This window comes from Nonomuraea turcica (genome assembly GCF_030718205.1).
Lineage (GTDB): Bacteria > Actinomycetota > Actinomycetes > Streptosporangiales > Streptosporangiaceae > Nonomuraea.
In genome coordinates this window covers 1-26,327 of sequence record NZ_JAUZQF010000010.1, presented here as the reverse complement: position 1 = coordinate 26,327, position 26,327 = coordinate 1, and the positions used below count along the sequence as shown (strand labels likewise).

The following is a 26,327-nucleotide window of genomic DNA, read 5'->3' as shown; positions in this document are numbered from 1 at the left end:
CGGGGGCCCGGCTGGCCCCGTGACTACCAGTGCCATTCCTGCGTTGCTGTGTGGAAGGAAACCATGTACGGGTTAACGGACCCGGTCCTGCGGCGGAGCCTAGCCGTGCTCACGGCCCTGGTCGTCGCGGCCGGGACGCTTGTGGCGACCCCGGCATACGCCGATCCCGGGCCGAAGAACGGCAGACCCGAGGTCAAGAGCGCCGAGCGGATCGTCAAGGGCAAGCCGCTGGCCGCCATCCCGCGCAAGCCGGACCCCGTCCCACAGACGGCGACCTGGCCCACGCCCGGAGCCGCCGAGCTGAGGGCGTCGGGAAACGCGAAGGTGACGGCCAACGGGCGGCTGTTCAGCTTGACCGCACAGGGTCCGACCGACGTCGAGTTGGACTACTCGCGGCTCGCCTCCGCCTACGGCGGCTCATTCGGCAGCCGGCTGCGGCTGGTGCGGCTGCCCGCGTGTGCGCTGACCACCCCCGACGTGGCGGCCTGCCGTACCGGGACGCCGGTGCAGGCGCGTCACGACACCGAGCGAAAGACCCTCACGGCCACCATCGAATCGCAGGCCGCCACGACGGTGCTCGCCGCCGTGGCGGGGACGTCCAGCGACAAGGGCGACTACTCGGCGAGCAAGCTCTCCCCCTCGGCAACCTGGAACGTCTCCGAACAGTCCGGTGATTTCTCCTGGTCTTACCCGATGCGGGTGCCGCCGGTGCCCGGCTCGCTGGAGCCCGAGGTGTCGATCTCTTACTCATCCGGCACGCTGGACGGCCGCACCTCCAACACCAACAACCAGCCGTCCTGGATCGGCGAAGGGTTCGGCTTGTGGCCCGGCCACATCCAACGCGGCTACAAGCCCTGCTCCGACGACGGCGCGCCCAAGGACGAGTGGGGCAACTCGCCCGGCGACCGGTGCTGGGCCTATGACAACGCCACCATCAGCTGGAACGGCAAGGGCGGTGAGCTCATCCAGGCCGCCGACGGCACCTGGCGGATGAAGGACGACGACGGCACCCGGATCGAGCTGCTGAAGGATAGCGCCAAGGCCAACGGCGACAACGACGGCGAGTACTGGAAGGTGACCGGCACCGACGGCACCCAGTACTTCTTCGGCCTCAACCGGCTGCCCGGCTGGAGCAGCGGCAAACCGGAGACCGCTTCGGCCTGGACCAGCCCAGTCTTCGGCGACGACGCCGGCGAACCCTGCCACGGCGCCACGTTCGCCTCCTCCTGGTGCCAGCAGGCCTACCAGTGGAACCTCGACTACATCGTCGACCCACGCGGCAACGCCGTCTCCTACTTCTACACCCAGGAGCGCAACCACTACGGCCGTAACCTCAAGCCCGCCGACGAGACCCCCTACGTCAGGGAAGGCTGGCTGAGCAGAATCGAATACGGCCAGCGCGCCGATACCCTGTTCACCGTGAAGGCCCCTGCCAGGGTGACCTTCGGCGTCGCCGAGCGCTGCCTGCCGACCAGCGACTTCGACTGCGCGGAAAGCAAGATAACTAGCAACCCCACCAGATGGGCCGACGTACCGTGGGATCTGAACTGCGACGCCGGCACCGAATGCAAGGACACCCACGGAACGGTGTCGCCCACGTTCTGGTCCCGCAAGCGGCTCACCAGCGTCACCACGCAAGCGCTCAAAGCCGACGGGGCTTACCGCAACGTGGACTCGTGGGCCGTTGAACACCGCTGGGGTGACGCGGACATCGACCGCGCCCTGCTGGTGAAGTCGATCACCCACACCGGTCACGCCACTACGCCGGCCGTCACGCTGCCGTCGGTGACCTTCAACCACGTGCAGCTTCCGAACCGCCTGGACAAGATCGGCGACGATATCGCGCCGTTCGTGAAGTACCGCGTGGGGGCGATCTACGACGAGTCCGGCGGCCAGATCGACGTCAGCTACTCCGGCGCCGACTGCACGCTGGACGCGTTGCCTATTCCAGAGACGAACACCCGCAGGTGCTTCCCGGTCAAGTGGACTCCGGCGGGCTACGCCGACCCGATCACGGACTGGTTCCACAAGTACGTCGTCACCCAGGTCGTCCAGGTCGACAGGACAGGTGGCGCGCCCGACATGCTCACCAACTATGCCTACCTCGGCGGTGCGGCCTGGCACTTCGATGACGACGACGGTCTGACCAAGGAGAAGGACAAGACATGGTCGCAGTGGCGCGGCTACGGGCATGTCCGGATGACGACCGGCGGCTGGAACGACCCGCGATCCCAGACCGACTACCTGTACCTACGCGGCATGCACGGAGATCGGCTGAACAACTCGGGCGGTGTCAAACAGGTGACTGTGTCCGACGGGGAGGGCGGCAGCCACGTCGATCACGAGGCATTCCAGGGCTTCGAGCTGAAGAAGGCCGAGTTTGACAAGCCGGGCGGGACCGTCGAGACGAAGACCGTCAACACCCCGTGGCGGCACCAGACGGCCACAAGGACCAGGAGCTGGGGCACGACCACTGCCAACCTCACCGGTATCGGCGCGAGTAAGACCTGGACGCTGATGGACGGCGGCGCCTGGCGTCAGACGGAGACGGTGACCACACACGAAACTACCACCGGCCTGCCCACCCAGGTCGACGACAAGGGCGACCTGTCCACCACCGCCGATGACAAATGCGTCCGCACCAGCTACGCACAGAACAAGTCCTCCTGGCTGCTCAACCTCCCCTCACGAGTGGAAGCCGTCTCTGTGAACTGCTCGGCGACCCCCGACCGGAGCAAGCACGTCATCGAGGACGACCGCTCCTTCTACGACGGCGGAGCCTTCGGAGCCGCGCCCACCAAGGGACTTCTGACCAAGTCCGAGGAGATCGCCGCGCACGACGGCACCACCCCCACCTACATCCGCAAGGAGGCGTCCACCTATGACTCCTATGGGCGAGAGCTGACCTCGACGGACGCCCTCGGCAATGTCACGACCACCGCCTACACCGACACGGCGGCACTCAACACCCAGGTCAAGGTGACCAGCCCGCCGGCGAAGGCGGGAGACGCAACCACCAGCCAGACCACGATCAAGGAACTGGATCCGGCATTCAGCCTGCCCACAGCCGAGATCGACGCCAGCGGCAAGCGCACCGACCTCTCCTACGACGCGCTCGGCCGGCTGACGAGGGTTTGGCTGCCCGACAGATCCGCCACCGCAGGGCAGAACCCCAACCTCGAATACAGCTATCAGACGACCGATGGCGCGATGGTCGCGATCGGCACCAAACGGCTGACCGCCGACGGCGGCCAAACCACGCCGTCGTATCAGCTCTACGACGGCCTCCTGCGGCCACGCCAGACTCAGGACCCCGGCCCGAACGGCGGGCGGCTGATTACCGACAACCTCTACGACTCGCGCGGCAACATGGCACGCAAGTACGAGAAGTACTACTCCACCGGCGCCCCCTCTGCGACGCTCTTCGGCCCCTTTGAAGGCAACGTCGAGTCCCAGAAGGCGTACGAGCACGACGGACGCAACCGCACGGTCCTGGAGAGGTTCGTCGTCGGCAACGGTGACAGCCAGGAGAGGTGGCGCACTGTCACCTCCTACGCGGGCGGCCGGGTCACCGTGGACCCTCCAGACGGCGACACCCCAGCCACTACGCTCACCGACGCCCGCGGACTGATCGTGGAACTACGCCAGTATCGCGGGGACGCACCAACCGGCGCCTACGACAAAACCACCTACACCTACACACCACGCGGCCGGCAGGCCACCGTCACGGACCCGGCGGGCAACACCTGGACCCACCACTACGACCTGCGCGGGCGGGAGATCCAGAACGACGACCCGGACCGGGGCACGACCACATTCACCCACGACAACCTGGACAGGATCATCTCGATCACGGACGCGCGCGGCAAGAAGATCGTCAACGAATACGACAGACTCGGACGCAAGGTGGCGACCCGGGACGGATCGGCGACGGGTCCCGTCATCTCGTCCTGGACCTATGACACCATCCGCAAGGGACTGCTCTCCGGCTCCACCCGCGTCGTCGACAGTCAGCCGTACACCGTGGCCGTCAACGCCTACGACACGCTGGACCGCGCCATCCGCACCACGGTCACCATCCCGGTCGCGGAGAAGGGGTTGTCCGGATCCTATGTGTTCGACACCCGCTACCGGCTCGACGGTACCGTCCAGTCGACCAGCCTCCCCGCCGCGGGCGGCTTGCCGGCCGAGACAGTCGTGCACTCCTACGACGAACTTCGACGGCCGACCACGACCTCCGGGCTCAGCACCTACGTGACTAGGTCGATCCACAGCCTCTCCGGCAAGCCCGAACAGTACGAGCTGTCCGCCGGTGGCAAAAAGACCTGGCTGACCAACGCCTACGAGTACGGCACCCAGCGCCTTCTGTCCTCCCGCGTGGACCGCGAGGACGTCGCAGGCGTGGACCGCGCAGTCACCTACACCTACGACCCCGCAGGCAACATCACCCAGATCGCCGACGTCTCCCGCTCCGGAACCGACACCCAGTGCTTCACCCACGACTACCTGCGCCGCCTGACGGAGGTGTGGACTCAGGGCACCACGACCTGTGCCGCCGCTCCAGCCGCCTCAGTGGTGGGCGGCGTGGCGCCGTACTGGGAGTCTTTCTCCTACGACCTGACCGGCAATCGCACCAAGGAGGTCGGCCACGCCACCGCCGGCACGGCCGACACCGTTCGCGTCTACACCTATCCAGCGAGCGGGCAGCCCCATCCACATGCGGTGGCTTCGGTGACACAGACCGGCGGGGCCGGCGACCGTACAGACAGCTACGACTACGACGCCACGGGCAACACGATCAGCCGCCCCGGCCAGGCGCTCGAATGGGACCCCGAGGGCCTGCTGACCAAGATCACAGCGGACGGCGAGGTCACGTCCTTCCTCTACGACGCCGACGGCAACCGGTTGATCCGCCGCGAGCCGAGGGCGACCACGCTCTACCTGCCCGGCATGGAGCTGCGCCTGAACACCACCACCGGCGGCACCGAGGCCACCCGGTACTACACCCACGACTCGGCCACCGTCGCGATACGGCGGCCGAGCGGAGCGCACTTCCTGGCGGGAGACCACAACGGCACCGGCGAGATCGCCATCGACGTCGCCACCCAGGAGGTCGTCCAGCGCCGCTTCAAACCCTTCGGACAGCTACGCGGACAGCCGAGCGGCACCTGGCCAGGGGAGAAGGGGTTCGTCGGCGGCAACAGGGACTCCTCCGTCGGGCTGACGCAGCTCGGCGTCCGAGAGTACGATCCGGGCCTCGGCAGGTTCATCAGCGTCGACTCGATCATCGATCCGCAGGATCCGCAGCAGATGAACGGCTACGCCTACGCCGGCGACAGCCCTGTCACCTTCAGCGACCCCGACGGCAAGCTCATCGGGAGCGTCTTCCTCTCCATCGCCAGAGCGGTCAAGAAGGCAGTAGCGGGAGCCGCAAAGCTACGGAAGGGGAGGACCTGGACACAGATCGGTGTCGGACGCTCCGCACTGGACAAGAAGCGTCCGTGGCGTACGAGTACGGCAATGGCGCCGTTCGGAAGAGTCTCCGGTGATGAACCTCACAGAGGGTGGAAGGAACGCGCATTCAGAGCCTTATGGAACGGTTATCGCTCCTTGAGCAGGAACAGCGTCTTCCCACTGTTGAACGGCTTTACGCGGCAGTTGCAGGAGGACCGTGACCGCGATGACCTCAACGCCGGGGAGAGAGTCCTGCGGGTGGCGGTCCGCGGACTCGCGACCTTCGGCGGGGCGGTCGCGGGGACAGCCGGAGGCGCTCTCTTAGCGGGGAGTGGCTGTGCTGCTACTGGTGTCCTCACCCCCTTGGCTGGGGGTTGCGCTGTCGTCGGTGGTTTCATCGGCGGTGTCGCGGGAGCGAAGGTGGGCGATGTCGTCGGCAAGTTCCTTGTGAACGACGCCGATGATGTCGGTCAGCGGGTGATAGACGCCGGGGCCAGGGGGCTCGACGCTGTGGTCGACGGCGCTGGGCTGCTCGGGGACCTGGGGGACGACCTCGCGGACGCGTTGCCTTTCGGATGATCGAACAACGATCATCCGCGGTCCGCCGGTTGCCCAAGATTGTCCGCTGATGGCAGCCATGGTGAGAGGCGCCCAGCCGCCCGCGGAACGGGTCAGCTGGGCGTCTCTCCCTTCCGCCTTGGTTCAGCGCAGTAGTTCGACCGCCGTCCATGGACCTCCGGCTCCCGTGGCCATGGCCACTCCGGCCATCAGTCTGCGGTTGCCGAGCGGGTTGCCGCTCGACACCGTGCGTGCGCAGAGCGAGGACTTCGCCGACGCGATCGCCTTCCTGAACGGCTCCGGCGGCTACGGGGCCGATATCCCGGCCGCCCGCAAGCTGCACCCCGGGCTGACGAGCTTCGAGACCTGGCTCGCCACGGCCGGAGGAGCCCGGATCTCAGCACTCCTCGATCGCCACTCTTCGTAGGTGATCTCGTGCTTGGTGGCGATGGGGTTGAGCTTCTTCGGGTCAAACTCTCCGTTGGTGGTCACTGCGTCCTGCCCCGCCTCAGCAAGGTCCTCGATGTAGCACTCCCACCCGCCGGGCGCCGCGACCGCGTCCTAGAGGCGGCCCGGGCGCTGTTCGCCGAGCACGGCTATGACGTGCAGATGTCGGAGGTCGCCAAGGTGGCCTGGGTCGGCGTCGGGACCCTCTACCGGAAGTTCCCGACCCGCGAAGCCTTGATCGAGGCCGTCGCCGAGCACCGCTCCGCCTAGATGATCGCCTTCGCGAAAGCGCAATGCCTGGCCGAGGCCGACCCGTCTCTGGCGCTTAGCCTGTTCCTGCGCCATGTCGGCGAGGTACTGACGCAAGATCGCGGCATGTCCGACGTGATCGAGCAGGCCATGGGCTCGACCGAGCCGCAAGGGGAGACGCGCGCGGCGCTCCACGCCATCATTGCGAAGCTGATCGAAGGAGCGCGGGCCGGCGGTGTTAGGCACGATCCGGCCGGACGTGACGATCGCGGACGTCAACATGATCGTCTGTGGGCTGGCAGCGGTCATCCGCAATGCCGCCGGCGACTGGCGGCGGTTCACCGAGATCGCACTCGACGGCCTCCGTCCCCGCTGATGCGATGTCACACTCAGGCTGCCCGCATCCCTCTAGGAGATCATGACCATTCTCGTCACCGGCGCGACCGGAACCGTCGGCCGCCACCTCATCTACCACCTGCTCCATCAAGGCCAGAAGGTGCGGGCGCTGACCCGTAACCCGGCCACCGCCAGCCTGCCCGAAGACGTAGAAGTGATTGGCGGGGACCTCACCGATGCCGGCACGCTACGCCCAGCGTTCGGCGGCATCAGCGCCGCCCATTTGATCACCTTCGGCGGCGACTACCAGCCGCTGGGCAACGGACAACAGATCGTGGATCTCCTCCGGGAAGGCGGGGTACGCAAGGTCACGCTGCTGGGCGGCTGGCAGGAGGGCAGTCTGGAGCCCGCCGTCAGGGCCAGCCCCCTGGAGTGGACCTACCTGAACCCGGTGCAGTTCATGGCCAACTTCCTCACCGACTGGGGCGAGCCGCTGCGCACCACCGGCGTCGTGCGCGAGCCGTACGGCGACCGCAAGTCTCCGCCCATCCACGAGTCCGACATCGCCGCCGTGGCCGCGACGGTCCTGACCCAGGATGGCCACGCCGACCAGGCCTACCACCTCACCGGGCCGGAGGTCCTGACCGCCCGCCAGATGATCCGCCACCTGGCCGAGGCAACCGGCCGGGACCTACGTTTCGAGGAACTCACGCCCGACCAGACACGACAGGAGTGGGGCGCGCTGGGCAAGCGACCGAACCTGTCGCTTTTCCGGGCCTTCACCCAGATACCTGGAGTCCGCGATGCAGACGTCGTGGAGATCTTTCTTCAGATGGTCGGCACGCCAAACAAGTACGGCACCACGTTGACCGATAACGTCGAGAAGATCACCGGCCGCCCGCCCCGCACGTTCGCGCAATGGGCGGCAGAACACGCCCACCACTTCCAGCCCCAGGATGCCGCATGACCGGCCGGGCGTTCCGATTCGGCGTGGCCCTGCAGGCGGCCGCCGATCGCCGCGAATGGAAGGAGAAGTGCCGCAAAGCCGAAGACATCGGGTTCGACACCATCTCCGTCATCGACCACCTCGGCAAACCCGCTCCATTCCCCGCGATGATCACGGCCGCCGAGGCCACCGAGCGAGCACGGATAGGTACGTACGTGCTCGATGCCACCTTCTACACTCCCGCATTGCTCGTTCGCGACATCGCCACCACAGATCTCTTGATCGACGGCCGCCTCGAACTCGGCTTGGCCGCCGGGCGGCCCTCAGCCTCCCGGGAAAAGCTCCACACGCTCGGCATGCCATACCCGACACCGGCCGAGCGCGCGGCCCTCCTTGAGCATGTGGTGGCCGACCTGCACCGGCTGTTCACCGACCCGGCGGTGAACCCTGACCCGTCGCGGCGTCGGCCGCCCCTGCTCCTCGCGGGCCGGGGCGAGCGAGTCTTGCGACTGGCGGCCCAACACGCCGACATCATCGCCTTCAACGGCGGTGCGGACGGTCCGAACGGGAGAGTGGGGCTGCCCGTCTTCGCTGGAGCGAAGGCCATGGCGGAACGGGTGGAGCGGGTGCGTGCCCTGCTCGGCGACCGGATCGCCGAGGTGGAGTTCAACCACGAGGCCCCGGCGGTAATGGTGACCAGCGCGCGGCGTACGGCGCTCGAGCGGCTCCAGCACCTCGCGCCGTCGCTGAGCATCGAAGAGCGCGGCGAGGTTCCTGGCTTCCTGGTCGGTACGGCGGAGCAGATCGCCGACAAGCTCAGAAGGAACCGTGAGCGGTTCGGATTCCGCTACATCACGGTTCTGGAGGGCGGCCTGGACGCCATGGCGCCGGTCATCGAGCTACTGCGCCAGCGTTAAGGAACCGGGCGCATGGGTCCACGAACGATGCGATCGAGAGCACCCGTTCGCGGGCCCATGCCGTGTACAGGCAAGAAGATCAGGCGAGGATCTCCCCTTGCTCTGGACAGGTCTGGGAAAGTACGGGCGCGACGGCTGGTTGGACGTGACCACGCACGCGTCGAACGCCTCACCGGTCGAAAGCCCACCCCGATCGCCGACTATCTAGGCAACCTTGCTGTGGGCGAGGCGGTCGAGCATGTAGATCACCGTGGACGTGACCCCGTGTCGTACTGCAGGGGCGATCCGGCGGCCAGCCATACGACCTGGGGCGGCGTCTTCGCCCCATCAGCGCTGGAAAGTGACTGGCAGCGCTTCCATGCCGCGGAAGATCATGAATGCACCCTGGAGGCGCCAGTGGGAGCTCGTCCGGCGGACACGGGAGCCGGATCCAGGGAAGCGGCGGAGCAACGACTCGAAGGCCACCATTCCCTCGGCCCGACGTCGGTCTACCGCTACTGGACCACCAAGGAGGACCTGGTCGTCGACGCCCTCATGGAGCGAATCGTCAGCCATCGCCAGCAGCTCATGTTGGAAACGCTATGCCAGGCCGCCGCCTGCGGCGAGATCCCCGGCGGGCGGTACACATGACGCCGGTGCTAGTGGTAAGCGGCCCGCTGTTGCAGCACTTCATGCACGAGGGCGTGGCTCCCAGCGAGCAGTAGATCATCCGTTTCCTCGACCAGGCAGTCATGCCCCTCCTGGGCGTCGCGCCGTCCGACCGCGGTCAGCGGTCGGAGCCGAGGTGGGCGCTGCCCAGGACCACAGGGGGCGATCCCGTCAACTGGTCGACGAACCCAGACGGGCCGGCTCGTCGCCGCCGGTGAACCTGATGTTTGTTGAGGAACTGCGGGCACAAGGTTCACAATCTGGGCTGCTGTGTGTCTGACGAGCTGCTGCTGGGAAACGGTCCATACAGCCCCGACCTCATCGTCACGAGCACCGTCAATGGTCACGGTCGGACAGATGGGGTCAGGGCGGTGCGGCCCGTGTGTGCGGAGGCGCGAAGCAGCGCCTCCCGGCCTGGGCAGGTCGAAGGCTTCGCTGCAGGACATTCCCATCGTCGTCGGAGGCACGCTCGGCGGGCAGGCGCTAGTCGCGCATTGAAACGGATTTGTTCTTGCGCGCTGTCACCAGCGCGAACGACAGGAATTCACCCTCATCGGCTTCGAGCATGGCTATGGTCTGTTCGAGGGATGCTCGGTCGCTGGAGCCGGCGTCGAGGCACGCGCGGGTCCATAGCAGCCAGTCGTGCCAGCCGTCCTCCTGCAGCCGCGCCGAGGTCACAGTGACCAGCTCGGTGATGTCCCAGTGGAAGCGCCACCACTCTGCGGTGTGCCAGGCGATGGCCTCCCACCCGACCAGAGCCTTGACATGGGGCGGGATGGCACCCAGGTTGCGGACCTCGGCAGTCATTGCGGGAGTCGCGATGCCCAGTTGGCCGTCAGGCTTGAGGAATCGCGTAATGTAGGCTAGATAGCTGTCAGCTGTGCCGAAATACTCGTAGGAGTCGATGCTGACGACTGCGTCGAAGGATTCTGGTTCGAACGGCAGGGCGTGGGCCTCGGCGTTGACCGCTGACACCTCATCGGCCACTCCGGCCGCCGCGAAGACCTCCTCGGCGACATCGGTGGCGATCCACAGGTCGGCGGCCACGACCTGCACGCCGAATTCCCGGGCCAGGAACACCGAGGTGGCTCCCTTGCCTGAGCCCAGGTCGAGCACCCGCATGCCTGGCCTCAGATCGAGATCCCGCGACAGGTCCTCCAACAGCCACAGCGGGTTCGGGCCCATGTTCAGGCTCACCAGCCACGCCGGATCGTAGATGGAGGACCGCGGGTAAACCTCTGGCCGGAGAAGATCATCCAAAGCTGGCATACTGAACATCCTTATCGCTGTCGTGGTCGGGTCGATGTGGACGATCATCGACCTAATCCATACATCTTCGCGTCTTGATGCCTTTGTCAGCACAGTCGTCGGCCCTCGGGCTGCGGTGCGCGACTGGATGAAAGCCCTCGTCCAACTGACGCCACGGCGATCGCTCTGTGGGCGCGACCAGATCTACGCCGGCCATCCGTGTCGTCTAAACGGCCGCCCCCGCCAGTTTGCGGTGATATGGTAGAATATTTGGTGGTGAAGTCGGCCCGGAGCGCGGTGCCGGTCTTTCAACCGGCCCGTTTCTCCGAGCCGCTTCCCGCACCCGGCGTGCCATTTCACGGCACCGGGCGCTCCACAAGTCCCGTCGTGGCGCCCACGTTGTTGATCGTGCTCACCCAGTGGTCTGCCAGGGGCAGGGTATGCCAGCTACGCCCCGGTATCGGTAGCGCGTGGTGCTCACCTTCCCGGGTCGAACAGTTGCCTGTTCTGGCTGGCCAGCCACCACTGACCGCCGCCGTAGCGACGTCGCAGTTCCTTCCATGAGGTCCGACGATGTTTGCGTCGTATCCACTTGATGACGCGCTTCCACACATACGAACTGAGGTACTGGAAGGTCGCGCTGGACACTCCAGGCCGGAAAAAGTTGCACCAGCCTCGCAGCATCGGGTTGAGCCGAAGCAGCAGAGTGTCCAACGGCAGGTGAGTCCCTGTTGTCCGGCACAGCGCCTTCACCTTGGCCATCACCGCCTTGAGGGCCTTGCGTGAGGGATAGGTGTAGACGTAGTACCGGTTGGTGCCTCGTTTGCGGCGACGTTGGATGTGCCAGCCGAGGAAGACGAGGCCCTCGTCGATGTGGGTGATCAGGGTCTTGTCCGGCGATAGGCGCAGGCCCATCGGGGCCAGGACCCCTCATCGCGGAGGCTTTCCGCGTCGGCCTTGGTGCCGTGCACCAGCAGGCACCAATCGTCTGCGAATCGGACCAGGCGACAGTTGGGCAGGTCATGCCGCCGACGCTTGCTCCTGTTATCTGGGGTCCGTCTGGGCTGGCAGGCAAGTAAGGCAAGTGGCCTTCTGGGAACTTGCCTGACGGATTATCTGGGGTTGTCAGGCAAGTAGGTCACGTCAGGGGACGTGAGGTTATCTTGGGTGACTCTTTGTAGTCAGACATGTGTGGCATGTAACGTGATCGCGTCTTGCCTCACGAGTGACTTCGGGGGTCTTCCGGCATGTCAGGCATGTCAGGTTCACTGCCTCGGTTCTACCGGCCTGAGCGGGCGGTGGCCGCCGACGGGTCGGTGTCGTGGGTGGTGGTCTTCGATGAGGATCTTGGGCTGCACGTCGAGGCGTGCGCGTACCTGGCGGGGCTGCGCGCGGCGGGCCGGGCGTTCAACACCGAGAAGACCTACGCGGGCCGGATCGCCTTGTACTTGTCGTACTGCCTGGGCTGCGGCGTGGACTGGTCGCGCCCGAGCCTGGCGCAGCTGATGGTGATGATGCGGTGGCTGGTCGACGAGTCAATGCCGGCGCGGTCACGCAGACCGGGGGCGAAGGCGCGATATCGCAGCGAGGGCACCGCGAACGCGATCATGGGGACGGTCGTGGAGTTTTTGTCATGGTGCTGCCTGCAGGGGTGGGTGCCGCCGACCTTGGTCAACGCGCTGTCCCGGCCGAAGTATCTGCGCTATCTGCCGGCGGGGTTCGACGCGGGCGAGGACGGCCAGAACCGGACGGTGATGGCCCGCACGATCAAGTTCCGGGTCGCGGTCCCGCGCTATGAGTGGCTGTCGGATGAGGAGATCGCCGTGCTGCTCAGCCTGACCCGGCACGCCCGCGACGCCTTCCTCATCCAGCTTCTTGCCGAGACCGGCATGAGAATAGGTGAAGCGCTGGGCTCCGCCGCGAGGACATGCACCTGCTGCCGGACTCTCGGGTGCTGGGCTGCCGGCACGAGGGGCCGCACGTCCACGTCCGGCGGCGCCTGAACGCCAACGGCGCGTTCGCCAATGCGCGGCAGCCGCGGGCGATCCCGGTGGAGCGCGACACGATCGAGGCGTATTCGCACTACCAGTACGAGCGGGACGCGGTCGCCGAGGCCACCGGTGTCGGCATGGGGCTGACATGGTGTTCGTCAACCTGTTCCACCCTCCGCTGGGCGAGCCGATGAAGTACGACAACGCCTACGAGCTGTTCTGCCGCCTGGCCGCCCGCGCCGGATTCCGCGCCCGGCCGCACATGCTAAGGCACAGTGCCATCACGAAGATGCGGCGGGCCGGGGTGGACCGCCGGGTGGTCCAAGAGATCGTCGGCCATGTCTCGGCTTCGTCGCAGGATGTGTATTCCCACGTCACCGACTCCGACAAGCGCGAGGCCGTGGAGATGGTGGCCGCCGCGAGAAGGCAGGCGCGGTCGTGAGCGGGCCGGACAGCGTCATCGACAATGTGATCGCTTTGCGCAGCCCGGCCGAGGAGGGCGAGGCGGCTGCGGGGGCGCCGGCGGAGGCTGCGGCCTGGGCCGAGTGGCTGGCGGTGAACACCCCGTCGCCCTGGCGGCCCGGGGAGTGGGATGCGGACACGAGGCTGTTCACCGGCGATGTCGACAACCGGTGCACGGTGGCCTACCGCTGCACGGTGGCAGCCTGCGACCGGATCTCGCGCACCCAGGTCATGTGTGATCTGTGTGAGAAGGCGTTCCGCAAGTCAGGGCTGGCGATCGAGGACTTCCGGGAGGGCTTTGTCCCGGATCGCAACCGGGTGATCGACGGCCGGGCCAGGCCCTGCATCGTGGTGGGCTGCCCACGGGGAGAACCAAATGGCCGTTGACACGGAGCGGTGTGGGGGTTGTGCGCCGCGCATGGTTCGCTGCGGCACAAGGACATGCAGCGCAAACGTCCCGGCGCTGATGATCTGCAGGCGTGGGCTGCCGCCCCGGCCGCCTACAATCCGCTGCCGGCCTGTCTGGTCGGGGGCTGCCCGCGGGATGGGCGGCCGGGCTCGGGGATCTGTGACCTGCATGCCCGGCGGCTGAAGGCCGACGGCTTGGAGGAGGTGGACGCAGCCTGGCTGGACCGTCAGGCCCCGTTCCTGATCGTCAACCAGTTCTCGCTGGCTCCGCTGGAGCCGCTGGTCCGCTTGGAGGTGCTGTTCGCGCTGGCTACGCGCGATAATCGGGGGCGGCGGCTGGACCCGACAGCGGTCCGTCAGTCGGTCGAGGTGCTGGCCAAGCAGCAGGTCTCCTCGATCGCGGCGTTCTCGCTGGGGGCGTTGCCGCGGCGGGCGACGGCGAACGTCGATGCGCTGCTGCGCGAGATGTTCCGGGTGGTGGGGGCGGCGTTCGACCGGTTCCGCAGGGTGGATCCGGCGAGTCGGCCGACGCTGGATTTGGCCGATCTCGGAGCTAGGGGCAAGCGAGGCAAGCCCACCGCCCGGCCCGGTGATCTGGATATCTCGATGATCCGGCAGGGCTGGCTGCGGGAGATCCTGGTGGCCTGGATCTCCGAGACCAAGCCGACGACCACCGAGGTCCGCCGGGCACACAAGGCGATGCAGACGGCGGCCCAGGCGCTGGATGCCCGTCCCGGCGGTGGGCTGGACGTTGCGGCGTTGGGGTTCGCCGACATGACTGCGGTCGTCGCGGGCTTTGAGCACCTGGTCAAAGCCGACGGGCAGGACATGGGCTTCAAGCACAAGTCCAACCTGCTGACGATGTGGTTCAAGGTGCTGGAATGGGGCCGGCTCACCGAACGCCTGAACGGCATGTCGGCGACCTTCGTCCGGCACCCCAGTCACGTCATCAAGCAGCCCGAGCCGAACGAGGACGAGATCGGCAAGGCCATCCCAGATTCCGTGATCGCCCAGTTGAACGACCACATCGCGTTGCTGGGCGACGGTGTCAGCCACGGGCGGCTGTCGAAGGAGCAGGTCCACGCCATGTCGGTGGCGATCTATGAGCTGCTGCGTGATACCGGTCGCCGCCCTTATGAGATCGCGCAGCTGGAGGCCGATTGCCTGGAGAAGGACGGGGAGGGTTGGCTGTTGCGCTGGGACAACGGCAAGGGCCTGCGCAATGGGCGCCGGCTGCCGATCCCGGCCGAGACGGTGACTACGGTCCACAGCTGGCAGGCCGTCCGCGCCACGATCGACCTGCCGACCGGCTCTGAAGGGTTCCTGTTCCCGCCGGCCGGGGAGTTCGGGCAGGTGCGGCACCTGGAATCCGACCATATCTCGCCGATCATCCGGGCCTTCGCCGATGCGGTGCCGCAACTGCTGGCCGAGGAGTTCGGCCCGGACGGGCGGCGGCTGCCGTTCGACCGCTCGCTGATCTTCCCCTACGCATTCCGGCACACTTATTGCCAGCGGCACGCTGATGCGGGAGTGCCGATCGACGTGCTGCGGGAGCTTATGGATCACCGATCTATGCAGACCACGGCCCGGTACTTTACGGTCCCCCTCAAACGAAAGCGGGAGGCGGTTCAGATGGTCAGCCGCCACAGCTTCGATCGCACCGGCCGGGCCCGGCCGGCCTGCTCCGGCCTCGCCTACGAGGCGCGGTCGGTGGCGGTGCCCTTCGGCCTTTGCGAGGAGCCGAGCAACGTCAGAGCCGGGGGGAAGGCCTGCGTGATCCGCTTTCAGTGCGCCGCCTGCAAGTTCTTCACCCCTGACCCCTCGCACCTGCCGGCCGTGGACGAGCAGATCGCGGCGATGCGGGCCGACCGGGACACGGCGATCGCCTGGGAGGTCGACGAGTTCGTGATCCGAAACTTCGACGCCAACATCGAGGCGATGGAGAAGATCGCCGGCATTGCCCGAGCCAAGCTGGAGGCGCTGCCCGCCGATGAGCGGGCCGAACTGCTGGAGGCCACCGAGGTGCTGCGCATCGTCCGGGCCAAGCATGCGCGCGCTGCCACCGAGGGCGGGGTCACCGATCTGGGCATGCCCCGCTTTCCGGGCCGGCCCAGGCAGGAGAGCGCGTGAGCGGGCCCCTGCCCGCCTCTGGGCACACCACAGGCCGCAGTCCGGGCGAGGCGCTGCGGGCCTTGCGGCGCACCGACAGCCAGGTCAAACGCGGCAGGGTGATGGCCGTGCTGGAGGAGTTGAAGGCCAGTGGGGAGCCGATCACCTTCCGGGGCGTCGCCCGGGCGGCCGGGGTGTCGCACACGCTGGTCTATACCGAGGGGGTCCGCGAGCACGTCGAGCGCGCGATCGCCGGGCAGGCCAAGGCGGCGCGGCGCACCGCCGTGGCTGGCGGCAGTGCCTCGGCCGCGTCCCTGGCATGCGATCTGGAGCTGGCCCGGGCGCAGATCAAGGAGCTGCGCGCCGAGCGGGACACGCTCAAGGCCGCCGTCCAGCGAGGGTTGGGGGCGGCGCTGGAGACGGCCGGCACCCGGGAGCTGCGCCGTGAGCGGGAGTCGCTCGCGGCCCAAGCCCGAGCGGCCCGTGACGGATCCGAGGCCGATGCATCCATGGACGTCTTCAACGCCATGGCCGAGATCCGCATGGCCGCCTCGCGGGCGCTGTCGCTGCTGCACAAGCAGCAGATCCGCTTCACCCCCGATCGCGCCGAGGCCATCGCCGAGCTCTGCGACGGCGCCGAGGCGGCCATCAGCGCCGTCCGGGACCTGGCGACCGGCTCGGCCCTGGACGACGCCGCGCTGGCGAAGTTCCTGGACGAGAACGGCAAGCTGCTGTGAGCCCACGGCGGACACCACGGCGCGACGCGATGGGCTGGACGCAGGCCGAGAACGACGTCGCGGACGTGATGATCTGGCTGCGCAGCAACCACGGGCGCGAGGTCAGCTACGCCGACATCGCCACCGGCGTCGGGATCAACGACGGTCCCCGGCTGCGGCGGGCCGTCGGTGTCGTCCGCGTGATCGCGGCCAACCGGGGCGACCGCTTGGAAAGGTTCATGCCGTCGGCCGACCCGGCTCGGCGCCGGGTCTGGGTCACGCGCTACATGCGCCGCGGACACGGCGATGAGTTCAGCGCCCGCGACGCGATGTCCGCCGCCCGAGCGGCGATGACGTCGATGAAGGACATGCACCGCGCCACCACCTTCGAGGCCGACAACGCCCGCTCGATCGCCCGCAAGGACCTCGAAACGATGGCCAAGGCCGCCGACGAGTGCATCACGAAGGTCGCCGGCATCGACAAGGTCGGCCCGCAGGTGGTCCGGCAGGAGAACACCAGCCTGCTGTCCCAGATGATCGCCGATCTGGAAGCCCGGCTCACCGAACCGGCCGCAGGCTGACCAGGGCCCCACCGCCCCTCAACGACCAGGCAGGAGCCCCACCATGACCACGCTCGAACGCACCCTCGCCAAAGCCCTCACCGAGATCGTCATCAGTCTGGACCTCAGCGACGACGACGCCATCACTCCCGAGGCCGCGATGGAGGTGCTCCAGCCGGTAATCGCACTCCTGCAGGACCTCCCCGAGCAGGACCGGCGAGCCCTCGCCGAACTGATCAACCAGTGCGCCCAGGAGGAAACCGACCCTGAGCGGCATCTGACGGCGTGGGAAACGCCCGGAACCCTGGGTCTCCTGGTCTGAAGATCTCGCCGCCGAGGCCGGAGTCAACCGCACCGGCTCCAAGGGGGTGACCAGCTAGTTCGCTTGACAACCCCCAGATAACCATCGAAAGCCGCCGCGAGCCCAGAAGAGGCATAGAAGACCCACAGCCTCCTCCCAGGGCTCGGGTGCCAGCCGAGACGGGTTCGCGGCTCTGGGGGCCGTACGGCCGCTGGTCGAACCCGACGAGATCTTCCAGCGTGAGGTCATCGACCGCCACCGTCTCCTCAGCGAACCCGACGCGGCCACCAGGGCCGGGAAGGAGCTGGACGCCGCAGTCGCAGCCCGGTCACGCGCCCGGAGCACGACATCGCCGCCGCTATGTGATCTGTCTCTCATCGGCTGCGGGATGTCACACTCCGACCCGTCACGGTCATCTTAGGACAGGACCGCCCGAGGCGACGCCTCGCTCGCGGTCTGTCATCACGGCCTGCGGGCCGTCTACGGCCATCTGGGAAAGCACTAGAAGGGCAACACTAATGAACACGATCAAGCGCATCACCGCTATAAGCCTCACTGCGGGTGCCCTTGGCATCGGACTCCTCGCCGGCACGGCCTCAGCCGAGATGGGCTGGTATCCCGGAGTTTCCGCCGCCACAACAGACGTTGCAGGAACCGGCGCGGATAGTCCCAACGGAGGCGGCCACGTCGGCATCTATGCCGACGAGAGATGATCAAACCCTATCGGACCCCACCGTTCTAGGATTCGCAGGCCCCTTATGTCACCTCCCGCCCCTGCGCTCGGGCCGCCCTCCGCCGCCAGGCGCAGGCGCTGCCATCCGTCCGCGATCTCCTCCACCCGCCACGCCGACTGTCACTCCCGCCGCCACTCCCGTCTTGGGACGCCGGGAAACCCGTATCGCGACGCCTGAGAAAAGGGTGCAACCTTTCGTCCGGTGGGTCGCGTTGGAACGGGTGAGAGGAGATCACATTGGATCGTCACGACGACTTCCGCGAGTTCGTGCTCGCCCGCCAACAGGCGCTGATGCGGACGGCGTACTTGCTCACGGGAGACGCGCACCTCGCCGAGGACCTGCTGCAGAGCGTCCTGATCAAGGTCGCGGGCCAGTGGTCCAAGCTGTCCGGCGGCGGCAATCCCGAGGCGTACACCCGCAAGGCGCTCGTCAACCAGTACATCTCGTGGAAGCGTCGGCCGCGGCCGGAGGCGCCGAGTGCCGATCTGCCGGAGCGTGGCGCCTCCTATGACGACGCCGCGCTCCAGCGGATCATGTTACGCAAGGCGCTGGCCAAGCTGACGCCCAAGCAGCGGGCCGTGATCGTGCTGCGGTTCTGGGAGGACCTGACCGAAGCGCAGACCGCCGAGGCGCTCGGCTGCGCGCTCGGCACCGTCAAGAGCCAGGCCCATCACGCGCTGAGCCGCCTGCGGGCGCTCGCGCCCGAACTGGCGTACCTGCTGAACGACCCGGAGATCGAGGAGGTGGCCCGATGACGAGGCTGCGTGAGGCGCTGGACGGCATCGCCGCAGAGGCGCCTTTGGTTGACCTGGCCGACGTGGCCATGGCGGGCCACCGGCGCCGGCGGCGGGCCACCGCCGTGCTGGCCGCCGTCGCGACGGTCGCGGTGGTAGGCGCGGCGAGCACTGCCGTGGCGCTGCCGTGGCAGCGAGCCGACCGCACGGCCACGCCGCAGCGGGTGGACACCGTTCCCGACCTGCCGGACGGGGCGGTGGGGCCAATCGCGTACGCATTCCAGACGCGCTGCAAGCACCAGAGCAACCCAGTCCGCATCGACTGCGGCACGGTCGAGTGGCGGGTGGTCACCCGGAGCGGCACGACTTACCGGGTGCCGCAGGCGCTGGTCGCGACCGCCAAGCACAACAACGTGCCCGTCGCGATCAGCCGGGACGGGCGCATGCTCGTCTACTACAGTCGCCAGGCCCAAGCACACGTGGTCCGTGATCTGGTGGGCGGCACGCAGGTGACCTCACCTGTCACCGTGAAGGAGGAGCGGTTCGGCCTGGCCTCCATGCTGGCGCTCTCCGACGACGGCCGCTACGTGATCTTCGATCCGCGCGAGGGGACCAAGGATCCCGGGTTGCTGATCGACGTGCGTACCGGCAAGAGCCGGCCGGTGGACGGCAAGTACGAGGTGGTCAGCATCAAGGGCGGCGTCGCCGAACTGGTCCGTTACGTCAAGACCGACCTGTGGCAGATGCCGGTCACCGGCGGCGGCCGGCCGGTGCGCTTCAACGGGAAGTTCATCATGTTCAGCGAGATCGCCCCGGACGGCCACACGGTGGCCGCCTTCGAGTTCCCGGACCACACCAAGCGCAGGCTCACCGTGCTGGACGCCAAGACCGGACGGACCCTGCGGAAGGTGTCCATACGCGGGCTGCCCGCAGGCCGTGGCAGCGCTGTAAGGGGCACCGCACTATGGACCAGCGGATCCGAGGTCGCGATCGTCTACCATAACCGGGACGACGTCCGCACGTACGCAGTCAACGTCAACACCGGCCAGGCCCACCAGGTGGCCCGCTACCCGGTAGGCGGGAACGCGCAGCGGCTGGTTCTGCCCGGGCTCGCGAGCCAATAAGCGCGGGGCGACCCGACCTTAGGGCCATGATCCTGACGGAAACGCGACCATGTCAGCCGACGATCTCATTCCGCAGGTTCTGTTAGCCGGGGTTACCAATAGTCGGTGAGAAACGTCGCCGCCAGGCCGTGGACCGCGTGACCGCGATGCAGTTCGACCGGAACGGCAACCGCGTCTGGCGCGACGCCCAGGCGCTGCTGGACTCCGAGCACGTCCGCCGCTCCATCGGGCAAGTCGCCGTCCCCTTCGGGATCTGCGCCGAACCCTCCAACGTCAAGGCGGCGGCAACGCCTGCCCCTACCGGTTCCGCTGCGCCGGCTGTTGCGACCATTTCCGCACCGATGTGTCCTACCTGCCCGATCTGCAGGCCTATCTCGATGGCCTGCTCCGCAACCGGGAACGCGTCCTAGCCGCCACCGACATCGAGGACTGGGCCCGCACCGAGGCGACCCCCTCAGCCGAGGAAATCTCCAGGATCCGGCGACTGATCGCGAAGATCACCGGCGATCTCTCGCAGCTGTCGCAGGCCGACCGCGCCGAGATCGACCGAGCCGTCTCCGCCGTCCGCCGCCATCGCACCACCATGCTCGGCATGCCCGCCATCCGCCCGCCCCACGTCCAGATCCGCCCGGAGCAGGCCATGCAGCCGCAGGTGCGCACCGTGCGCGAGGGCGAGGAGATCTTCCCCGGCGTCCGCGTCATGCTCACCCCATGCCACAGCGCAGGACACACCGCCTACGTGATCAGCGCCGGCGGGCAGCGGGTGATCGCCTACGGCGACGCCTTCCACTCCAGTCCAGATCACCCACCCGCTATGGGAGGCCACCGCCGACCACGACCGCGCACAGTCCACCAGCCTCCGCCGCAGCCTCGTCACCGAGCTGGCCCAGCCCGACACGATCGGATTCGGCGTCCACTTCGCCGACGTAGTCTTCGGCCGCGTCCACATCAACGGCGGCCGACCGGCCTGGCGCCCGGTCGGCGCCTGAACCCGGCCCGGCGGAGGCACCTTCACCGCGCGGTAGGCGGTCCCCTCGTCGAGGCACCTGAGAGTGCTCGACGACGAGCCCATCGGGGGTGTACCGAGCACGGCAGCGCCGCTCGACAACATGGCGAACGTGTTCATCGGAGGCACGTTGGGTGACATCGTGACCAGTGAGCAGGGGTGGGCGGCGCTGGTGCGTTACCACACCAGCATGCCGGGGATACTGATGCAGTCGGCGCCGCCGGTGATGTGAAAGAAGTTCTCGGCCGCACCGCCCGCACGCGCCGCTGATCCAGCCCTCGGAGAGGCCGTCCACATTGGCCGACTGCGCCATACCACCGGCTGATCGCGACCGCGAGGAGGGCCACCGTGCTCCCCCATCCAATCGACGTGGATCAGGTCAGGATCTCCCCTGCCCTTACGAGTGAAAGCGCCTCCTCCCAGCTCGTGCGCGCCTCGATCAGCAACTTGCTGCGGACCAGCGGCACGGGCTGGTCCATGGCGAAGGCGCCGACGAGCCGGTCGCCTTTGCGGTAGTAGGCCAGGAAGCGGAATTCCGCCGGTGACCCGTGGACGACGCGGACCTCGTCGGCCTCGGCGATGCCGGCGCTTTGGATGCGCACGCCGTACTGGTCGGACCAGAAATAGTTGACGCCCGCGTATGGCTGCCCTTTGCCCGGGTCGGCCAGCAGGTTCGCGGCGGCGCGACGGGCCTGCTCCACCGCGTTGGTCCACTGTTCCGTCCGCATACTGGTGCCGAACAACGGATTTCGCCACCGTACGACATCGCCGGCGGCGTACACGGCGGGATGGCCGGCGCTCAGGAAGGGGTCGCAGACGAGCCCGTCAGCCACGGTCAGCCCGCTGCTGGCCAGCCAGCCGGTCTCCGGCGCCGCCCCGATGCCCGCGACCACGAGGTCGCCTTCGATGATCCGCCCATCGGTGAGCCTGACCCTGCCGGAGCCCTCCACGGAGCCGACCTGGGCACCGCAGATCAACCGGGTTCCGTTCTCCCGATGGAGTGCCGCGCAGATCTGACCGATCTGCGGGCCGACCACCCGCGCGAGGGGCACCGGAGCGGCTTCCAGGAGAGTGACCTCCAGCCCCAGCATGCGGGCGCTGGAGGCGATCTCCGATCCGATGAACCCGGCCCCGATGACCACCACGTGCCGGCTCACCTGCAGGGCATCTCGCAACTCTCGCGCGTCGTCGAGCGTCCGCAGCCGGTGGATACGTGACGGTCCGCTCTCGACCGCAAGCAGGCGGGCAGCCGCTCCGGTCGCCACGATCAGCCCGTCGAACGACAGCTCGCCGCCATCGGTCTTGACCGTACGCGAGGTCAGGTCCAGTGCCGTCGCTGGTTGGCCGAGCCGCAACTCCACCCGCAGGTCGGCATAGTGGGCGGCGCTCCGGTAGGCGGTCTCAGCCGGATCCCCCTTCCCGGTCAGCACCTGCTTCGACAGGGGCGGCCGGTCGTAGGGGCCTATCTCCTCGGCGCCCAGGAGCGTGACCGCACCGTCGAAGCCCAGCTTGCGCAGGGCCTCGACGGTGCGCAGCCCGGCCAGGCCGGCGCCGACGACGACGATCCGCTTCACCGTGTGCGTATCATTTGCCGTCGATCAGGCTGATGGCCTCGACCGGGCAGTTCGCGACGGCATCTGCCACGTGCGCGGCATCGATCCCGTCAACGTCCTCGATCAGCAGTACGGCTCTGCCGTCTTGGCCGATCTTGAATGCGGCGGGCACGAACCCGATACAGGTGGCGGAGCCCGCGCAGAGCTCACGGTTGAGTTCGATTCTCATCTCGTTCCTCATTAATCTCATCCGGGCTGTTCCGTACGGGCCCAGGAGTATCCAGTGATGTCCACCTGCGGGTGGACTGTGCGACACGAGTCGCAGATACGGCGCCCCACCTCGGCGTTGAACGCACGGCAGCCGTCGAGGTAACCCTGCTGTACGGGCAACGCCCCGGCGTGGAACTCATGCCGCCAGACCTCGGCGTCGCAGGATGGGCAGAACCAGGCCACGCCCTCGAGCCCCGGGGTGATCGCCTTGAAGCGGAGGTGGATGGCCTCCTCCTGCGGCTCGATCCGGCAGGGCGTCCCAGCCGGGATGTAGAGGATGTCACCCACCTCCAGCCTGGTGTGACGCATGTTCGTATACCGCAGCTCCACGTCGGCGATGCCGGTGCACTGCATCAGGAGCGTGTCCTTCTCACAGATGAGGAAGAAAGGCTGCGGGCTCGAACCCCGTGACATGTACACCTGCGGATCGGCGAAAGGTGGTGCGACGAGGGTTTCGTCCCACGGGCCGATCTCGCCTGCGAGGTCGAACACATTTTGGAACCTGGCCCGCTTGATCATTCGGTGATCCCCTCAGGTGAGAGCTTGTCCCCGGCCGTCGCGAGCGCCGTCGAGCGGGCGACGTTGACCAGCCGGCTCTGGGTGAGGTAGTGCTGCCAACCCCAGGTCGCGGCCGGGAATGGGGCATTGAGGTGACCGCACGTGCCGCAGGTGCGGAGCTCCTCGTCGTTGTTGAACTTCTCAGTGGCCGCTACGGCGCCGTGAACCGTGGCGAAGGAGGGGTACCGATCGTCCTTGTCACTGCCGTCATCCTGTGGCCTGGTGGGGTCGGCGCTGAAGACGTGCCTGAGCAGCAGTTCGTGGCACTCCTCGCAGCGCAGATGGATCGCCTCGTACTGATCTTCAGGGTTGGCGTCGGCGTCGCTCTGCCGCTGGACGATGACCAGGAACAGGAACGCGTCGGGGTTGTGCCGCTCCTCGAGAAAGGAGTTGACCCCATGGATCTTGGGGGTGACCACCAAGGACCCTGTGGGCAGCATGGCCAGGTTCGATCCGAATGCATAGGCAACCTCTTCCTGGGAGTTCTCGTGCCAGAACTGCCCGTATTCCTCCCCGGGACGGCCGCGCAGCAGGCACCCGCACGGAACGAGGTCACCCGGTCCGGTGTAAGGGAACATCGGCGCGAGCTGGGTGTTCAGCGACATTCCCCGCTCGAACACATTGACCTTGAGAACCTCTTTGCCTCTGGCCGGAAGTGGAATGACACCTGCGCTGTCGGGCGCGGTGTGCTCAACGACGGTCATCGACGATGCCTCCCAATATCCATCTGACGTACTGAATCCGTCGAGCACGGATTCGGGATCTGGGAGTGTTCACAGGCTCGGAGTGTGACATCGGAATGACGTACATCACACGTGGCTTGCGGTGATGTCACACTCCCGACGCGAAGGTCCTCTCAGGAGGCTGACCAGGTGCCGGCGAGTCACGCCGTAACCAGACGATTCCTTGGAGTTCTCGTGTCTACCGCCTATGTCGTGACCGCTCTGGTGACGATCGCCTTCAACACCTTCTCTGGCTTCGCCGCCATGACCCGTCTCAAGCCGATCATGCGGACACTCGGTCCCGCGCTTGAAAGGGCCGGAGTGCCGGAAAACTGGCTGGTCTTTCCGATTGGGGCGCTCAAGGCCGCAGGCGCGCTCGGGCTGGCGCTCGGCCTCCTCGGCGTACCCTTGATCGGTACGGCTGCCGCGGCCGGCCTCGTCCTCTATTTCGTCTGCGCCCTCTACACCCACCTGCGCGTCTACGACTTCGCACCCCAGTTCTTCCTGGCGATCGTGTTCCTCGGACTGGCAGTGGCCACTCTGACCTTGGACCCCACGCTTGTACTGGACGTCAGAAGTTGACGACCTCCGGCCGCAGAATCTGGATGCTGACTCCGCAGCATCGCCGCCACGTTAACGGCAACCCCGACACCCCACTGGCGAGTCCTGGCGCCTGAGGTCACCCTGTGGACCGATGGAAGTGGCAAGCGCTGGCACTGGGCCCGAAGCCCATTCACGGCCGGGATAACGTCGCGAGGCTGCTCGTGGTCCGCGCCACTGGCCCGTTCGAGGCCCTGGACATCCAATACCAGCAGGTCAAAGGCGAACGTCAGTGGTCCTGCTCGCGGCGCACACGCTCTTCGCCGTCTTGGTCCTCGCCCTGACCCCGGACGGTGACCAGGGACAGTCGGCTACGCCGTCCCCAAATCCGACAAACTCTACCGAATCCATGGAAAGGAAGATCAAATGATCCTCATGACCGGAGCGACCGGCACCATCGGACGCCCTTTGACCAGCCTGCTCGTCAGCGAGGGGGTCAAGGTCCGCGCCATCACCCGCAACCCGCAAGCGGCCGGTCTGCCCGACGGGGTGGAGGTCGTCGAGGGTGAGCCGGCGCGGCCCGAGACGCTCGCATCTGCCCTGCAAGGCGTCGCAGGCCTGTTCCTGCACCCGCGTGCCGTGGGGCTCGCCGCTCCCGAACTGCTGGCGCTCGCCAAGGAACGCGGAGTGCAGCGGGTGGCGGTGCTGTCCGCGATCAACGTCGAGGACGACCTCGACAATCAGCCGTCCCGGTTCAACGGGGACAGAAACAAGGAGGTCGAGGCCGCCGCCGTGGCGAGCGGCCTGGACTGGGTGAGCCTGCGATCCAGCGCCTTCGCCGTCAACACCCTCCTGGCATGGGGCGGTCAGATCCGCGCAGGTGACGTCGTCCGCGGGCCCTACGCGACCTTCTCCGAGGCGCCGATTCACGAACGGGATCTGGCTGCGGTCGCCGTCCGCGCGCTGCTTTCCGACAGTCTCCTGGGCCGGAAGCTGGATTTGACCGGCCCTCAGTCCCTGACCCACACGGAGCTGATCGCGACCGTCGGGGAGGTGCTCGGCAGGCCGCTGCGCTTCCAGGAGATCCCGCCGGAGGTGGTCAGGCAGGTCATGATCGGGCAGGGCCTGGCCGAACGGTTCGTGGAGGCACTGCTGGCCAGGTATGCACGAGGCGCCGGGCAACCGGCACTCGTCACCGGCGAGGTGGAGAAGATCCTCGGCCGTCCCGCGCTCTCCTGGGCCGAGTGGGTGGCCGAGCACGCCGACGCCTTCGGGAATTAACCGAAACCACTGGGTGCGCAGGGTCGCGCATCCAACGACTGAGGAGATCTCGTCATGACAACTGAGGCCACGCTCAACACGCGACACACCGCTTCCGCCCGGAAGGCCGTGCCGCGGTTCTTTCCGACGATGCGGATTACGGTGACCCTGCAGGTGCTTGACCTGTTGACCTGTTGACTGCGGCCGGATTGCTGCTGGCCTCACCCGGCGGCCGAATGCTGCACGACCTCACGGCCCTGGTGGTCGTATTCACCGGGGCGATCCAGCTTCTTGTCGCGATCCTGGTGTGGCGGCCGGGCGGTGGCTCACCACGGTTCATCATCAACAGTGAGCCCATTCCACCGTGACGCTGCAGGTCACGGGTCCGTTGCAGATCATCATCCTTGATCCGCAACGCAGATAGCCCCTGGTAGAAGGGTTGTCGACCAAGATCAACCATCACCACCAGGGGCCTG

General features: G+C 67.3%; 27 protein-coding genes. 20 read left to right on the top strand and 7 right to left on the bottom strand.

The window, feature by feature from the left end:
• Window positions 1-105 precede the first annotated feature (105 nt).
• The 7 genes from Q9G87_RS25360 to Q9G87_RS25330 all read left to right on the top strand — a co-directional run bounded on the left by Q9G87_RS25360 (window position 106) and on the right by Q9G87_RS25330 (window position 9,537).
• Window positions 106-6,033, top strand: a complete 5,928-nt coding sequence (locus tag Q9G87_RS25360) for an RHS repeat domain-containing protein (protein WP_305918961.1) — start codon at window positions 106-108, stop codon at window positions 6,031-6,033.
• Between the two features lie 166 nt (window positions 6,034-6,199).
• Window positions 6,200-6,439: a hypothetical protein gene (locus Q9G87_RS25355; RefSeq protein WP_305918960.1), complete on the top strand. Its 240-nt coding sequence runs from the start codon at window positions 6,200-6,202 to the stop codon at window positions 6,437-6,439.
• 8 nt (window positions 6,440-6,447) lie between these two features.
• Window positions 6,448-6,729, top strand: coding sequence for a TetR/AcrR family transcriptional regulator (locus Q9G87_RS25350; RefSeq protein ID WP_305918959.1), 282 nt, complete (start codon window positions 6,448-6,450; stop codon window positions 6,727-6,729).
• Window positions 6,730-6,943: 214 nt separating this feature from the next.
• Entirely contained in the window at window positions 6,944-7,084 is a 141-nt protein-coding gene (locus Q9G87_RS25345) for a hypothetical protein (protein ID WP_305918958.1), read from the top strand.
• Window positions 7,085-7,126: 42 nt separating this feature from the next.
• The gene (locus Q9G87_RS25340) at window positions 7,127-8,011 is read left to right on the top strand and encodes an SDR family oxidoreductase (RefSeq protein ID WP_305918957.1); all 885 of its coding nucleotides are present in this window, start codon (window positions 7,127-7,129) and stop codon (window positions 8,009-8,011) included.
• On the top strand, window positions 8,008-8,907 hold the full coding sequence (locus Q9G87_RS25335) for a TIGR03621 family F420-dependent LLM class oxidoreductase (protein WP_305918956.1): 900 nt from the start codon (window positions 8,008-8,010) through the stop codon (window positions 8,905-8,907). The genes Q9G87_RS25340 and Q9G87_RS25335 overlap by 4 nt, the downstream gene beginning before the upstream one ends.
• A 396-nt stretch (window positions 8,908-9,303) precedes the next feature.
• Window positions 9,304-9,537: a hypothetical protein gene (locus Q9G87_RS25330; protein ID WP_305918955.1), complete on the top strand. Its 234-nt coding sequence runs from the start codon at window positions 9,304-9,306 to the stop codon at window positions 9,535-9,537.
• Between the two features lie 501 nt (window positions 9,538-10,038).
• Here the strand turns inward: Q9G87_RS25330 and Q9G87_RS25325 are convergent.
• Both Q9G87_RS25325 and Q9G87_RS25320 read right to left on the bottom strand, forming a co-directional pair.
• Window positions 10,039-10,872, bottom strand: a complete 834-nt coding sequence (locus Q9G87_RS25325; protein ID WP_305918954.1) for an SAM-dependent methyltransferase — start codon at window positions 10,870-10,872, stop codon at window positions 10,039-10,041.
• A gap of 408 nt (window positions 10,873-11,280) precedes the next feature.
• Window positions 11,281-11,718, bottom strand: coding sequence for a group II intron maturase-specific domain-containing protein (locus Q9G87_RS25320; RefSeq protein WP_305918953.1), 438 nt, complete (start codon window positions 11,716-11,718; stop codon window positions 11,281-11,283).
• 341 nt (window positions 11,719-12,059) lie between these two features.
• Between Q9G87_RS25320 and Q9G87_RS25315 the strand changes: the two genes are divergently transcribed.
• The 10 genes from Q9G87_RS25315 (at window position 12,060) to Q9G87_RS25270 (ending at window position 19,942) form a co-directional block, all read left to right on the top strand.
• Window positions 12,060-12,806: a site-specific integrase gene (locus Q9G87_RS25315; protein ID WP_305918952.1), complete on the top strand. Its 747-nt coding sequence runs from the start codon at window positions 12,060-12,062 to the stop codon at window positions 12,804-12,806.
• 136 nt (window positions 12,807-12,942) lie between these two features.
• Window positions 12,943-13,236, top strand: coding sequence for a tyrosine-type recombinase/integrase (locus tag Q9G87_RS60780; protein ID WP_371825819.1), 294 nt, complete (start codon window positions 12,943-12,945; stop codon window positions 13,234-13,236).
• Complete coding sequence (locus Q9G87_RS25305) at window positions 13,233-13,643, top strand: hypothetical protein (protein ID WP_305918950.1); 411 nt, start codon at window positions 13,233-13,235, stop codon at window positions 13,641-13,643. The genes Q9G87_RS60780 and Q9G87_RS25305 overlap by 4 nt, the downstream gene beginning before the upstream one ends.
• 315 nt (window positions 13,644-13,958) lie before the next feature.
• On the top strand, window positions 13,959-15,794 hold the full coding sequence (locus Q9G87_RS25300) for a tyrosine-type recombinase/integrase (protein WP_305919310.1): 1,836 nt from the start codon (window positions 13,959-13,961) through the stop codon (window positions 15,792-15,794).
• On the top strand, window positions 15,791-16,510 hold the full coding sequence (locus Q9G87_RS25295) for a DUF6262 family protein (RefSeq protein WP_305918949.1): 720 nt from the start codon (window positions 15,791-15,793) through the stop codon (window positions 16,508-16,510). Before Q9G87_RS25300 ends, Q9G87_RS25295 begins: the two co-directional genes overlap by 4 nt.
• Before the next feature lie 29 nt (window positions 16,511-16,539).
• Window positions 16,540-17,070: a hypothetical protein gene (locus Q9G87_RS25290; protein WP_305918948.1), complete on the top strand. Its 531-nt coding sequence runs from the start codon at window positions 16,540-16,542 to the stop codon at window positions 17,068-17,070.
• A gap of 43 nt (window positions 17,071-17,113) precedes the next feature.
• Entirely contained in the window at window positions 17,114-17,371 is a 258-nt protein-coding gene (locus tag Q9G87_RS25285) for a hypothetical protein (RefSeq protein ID WP_305918947.1), read from the top strand.
• A 497-nt stretch (window positions 17,372-17,868) separates the two neighbouring features.
• Window positions 17,869-18,063 carry a hypothetical protein gene (locus tag Q9G87_RS25280; protein ID WP_305918946.1) on the top strand — a complete coding sequence of 65 codons (195 nt, stop codon included), beginning with the start codon at window positions 17,869-17,871 and terminating at the stop codon, window positions 18,061-18,063.
• Between the two features lie 257 nt (window positions 18,064-18,320).
• Window positions 18,321-18,839: a SigE family RNA polymerase sigma factor gene (locus Q9G87_RS25275; RefSeq protein ID WP_305918945.1), complete on the top strand. Its 519-nt coding sequence runs from the start codon at window positions 18,321-18,323 to the stop codon at window positions 18,837-18,839.
• Window positions 18,836-19,942, top strand: coding sequence for a hypothetical protein (locus Q9G87_RS25270; RefSeq protein WP_305918944.1), 1,107 nt, complete (start codon window positions 18,836-18,838; stop codon window positions 19,940-19,942). The genes Q9G87_RS25275 and Q9G87_RS25270 overlap by 4 nt, the downstream gene beginning before the upstream one ends.
• A 454-nt stretch (window positions 19,943-20,396) precedes the next feature.
• On the opposite strand, the gene Q9G87_RS25265 is transcribed toward Q9G87_RS25270, so the two are convergent.
• From Q9G87_RS25265 to Q9G87_RS25245, 5 genes are all read right to left on the bottom strand, one after another.
• A complete protein-coding gene (locus Q9G87_RS25265) occupies window positions 20,397-21,068 on the bottom strand; it encodes a hypothetical protein (RefSeq protein WP_305918943.1) in 672 nt (223 codons plus the stop codon).
• Window positions 21,069-21,322: 254 nt separating this feature from the next.
• Window positions 21,323-22,522 (bottom strand): NAD(P)/FAD-dependent oxidoreductase, encoded by a 1,200-nt coding sequence (locus tag Q9G87_RS25260; RefSeq protein WP_305918942.1) that lies wholly within the window; start codon window positions 22,520-22,522, stop codon window positions 21,323-21,325.
• Window positions 22,523-22,532: 10 nt separating this feature from the next.
• Entirely contained in the window at window positions 22,533-22,730 is a 198-nt protein-coding gene (locus tag Q9G87_RS25255; protein ID WP_305918941.1) for a ferredoxin, read from the bottom strand.
• A 17-nt stretch (window positions 22,731-22,747) separates the two neighbouring features.
• Window positions 22,748-23,290, bottom strand: a complete 543-nt coding sequence (locus tag Q9G87_RS25250) for a cupin domain-containing protein (RefSeq protein ID WP_305918940.1) — start codon at window positions 23,288-23,290, stop codon at window positions 22,748-22,750.
• The gene (locus Q9G87_RS25245; RefSeq protein ID WP_305918939.1) at window positions 23,287-24,033 is read right to left on the bottom strand and encodes a cupin domain-containing protein; all 747 of its coding nucleotides are present in this window, start codon (window positions 24,031-24,033) and stop codon (window positions 23,287-23,289) included. Before Q9G87_RS25245 ends, Q9G87_RS25250 begins: the two co-directional genes overlap by 4 nt.
• A gap of 213 nt (window positions 24,034-24,246) precedes the next feature.
• Between Q9G87_RS25245 and Q9G87_RS25240 the strand changes: the two genes are divergently transcribed.
• The 3 genes from Q9G87_RS25240 (at window position 24,247) to Q9G87_RS25230 (ending at window position 26,219) form a co-directional block, all read left to right on the top strand.
• Window positions 24,247-24,633: a DoxX family protein gene (locus Q9G87_RS25240; protein WP_305918938.1), complete on the top strand. Its 387-nt coding sequence runs from the start codon at window positions 24,247-24,249 to the stop codon at window positions 24,631-24,633.
• 384 nt (window positions 24,634-25,017) lie between these two features.
• Window positions 25,018-25,872 (top strand): NAD(P)H-binding protein, encoded by an 855-nt coding sequence (locus Q9G87_RS25235; RefSeq protein WP_305918937.1) that lies wholly within the window; start codon window positions 25,018-25,020, stop codon window positions 25,870-25,872.
• A 215-nt stretch (window positions 25,873-26,087) separates the two neighbouring features.
• Window positions 26,088-26,219 (top strand): hypothetical protein, encoded by a 132-nt coding sequence (locus tag Q9G87_RS25230; protein ID WP_305918936.1) that lies wholly within the window; start codon window positions 26,088-26,090, stop codon window positions 26,217-26,219.
• The last annotated feature ends 108 nt before the right edge of the window (window positions 26,220-26,327 follow it).

What these genes read in the sequence shown, in the direction of transcription:
- Q9G87_RS25320 (WP_305918953.1), bottom strand. Translation starts at nt 11,718, where the DNA reads ATGGGCCTGCGCCTATCGCCGGACAAGACCCTGATCACCCACATCGAC.
- Q9G87_RS25335 (WP_305918956.1), top strand. Translation starts at nt 8,008, where the DNA reads ATGACCGGCCGGGCGTTCCGATTCGGCGTGGCCCTGCAGGCGGCCGCC.
- Q9G87_RS25270 (WP_305918944.1), top strand. Translation starts at nt 18,836, where the DNA reads ATGACGAGGCTGCGTGAGGCGCTGGACGGCATCGCCGCAGAGGCGCCT.
- Q9G87_RS25285 (WP_305918947.1), top strand. Translation starts at nt 17,114, where the DNA reads ATGACCACGCTCGAACGCACCCTCGCCAAAGCCCTCACCGAGATCGTC.
- Q9G87_RS25290 (WP_305918948.1), top strand. Translation starts at nt 16,540, where the DNA reads ATGGGCTGGACGCAGGCCGAGAACGACGTCGCGGACGTGATGATCTGG.
- Q9G87_RS25315 (WP_305918952.1), top strand. Translation starts at nt 12,060, where the DNA reads ATGTCAGGTTCACTGCCTCGGTTCTACCGGCCTGAGCGGGCGGTGGCC.
- Q9G87_RS25265 (WP_305918943.1), bottom strand. Translation starts at nt 21,068, where the DNA reads ATGAACACGTTCGCCATGTTGTCGAGCGGCGCTGCCGTGCTCGGTACA.
- Q9G87_RS25340 (WP_305918957.1), top strand. Translation starts at nt 7,127, where the DNA reads ATGACCATTCTCGTCACCGGCGCGACCGGAACCGTCGGCCGCCACCTC.
- Q9G87_RS25325 (WP_305918954.1), bottom strand. Translation starts at nt 10,872, where the DNA reads ATGATCGTCCACATCGACCCGACCACGACAGCGATAAGGATGTTCAGT.
- Q9G87_RS25255 (WP_305918941.1), bottom strand. Translation starts at nt 22,730, where the DNA reads ATGAGAATCGAACTCAACCGTGAGCTCTGCGCGGGCTCCGCCACCTGT.
- Q9G87_RS25280 (WP_305918946.1), top strand. Translation starts at nt 17,869, where the DNA reads ATGAACACGATCAAGCGCATCACCGCTATAAGCCTCACTGCGGGTGCC.
- Q9G87_RS25250 (WP_305918940.1), bottom strand. Translation starts at nt 23,290, where the DNA reads ATGATCAAGCGGGCCAGGTTCCAAAATGTGTTCGACCTCGCAGGCGAG.
- Q9G87_RS25230 (WP_305918936.1), top strand. Translation starts at nt 26,088, where the DNA reads ATGCTGCACGACCTCACGGCCCTGGTGGTCGTATTCACCGGGGCGATC.
- Q9G87_RS25235 (WP_305918937.1), top strand. Translation starts at nt 25,018, where the DNA reads ATGATCCTCATGACCGGAGCGACCGGCACCATCGGACGCCCTTTGACC.
- Q9G87_RS60780 (WP_371825819.1), top strand. Translation starts at nt 12,943, where the DNA reads ATGGTGTTCGTCAACCTGTTCCACCCTCCGCTGGGCGAGCCGATGAAG.
- Q9G87_RS25245 (WP_305918939.1), bottom strand. Translation starts at nt 24,033, where the DNA reads ATGACCGTCGTTGAGCACACCGCGCCCGACAGCGCAGGTGTCATTCCA.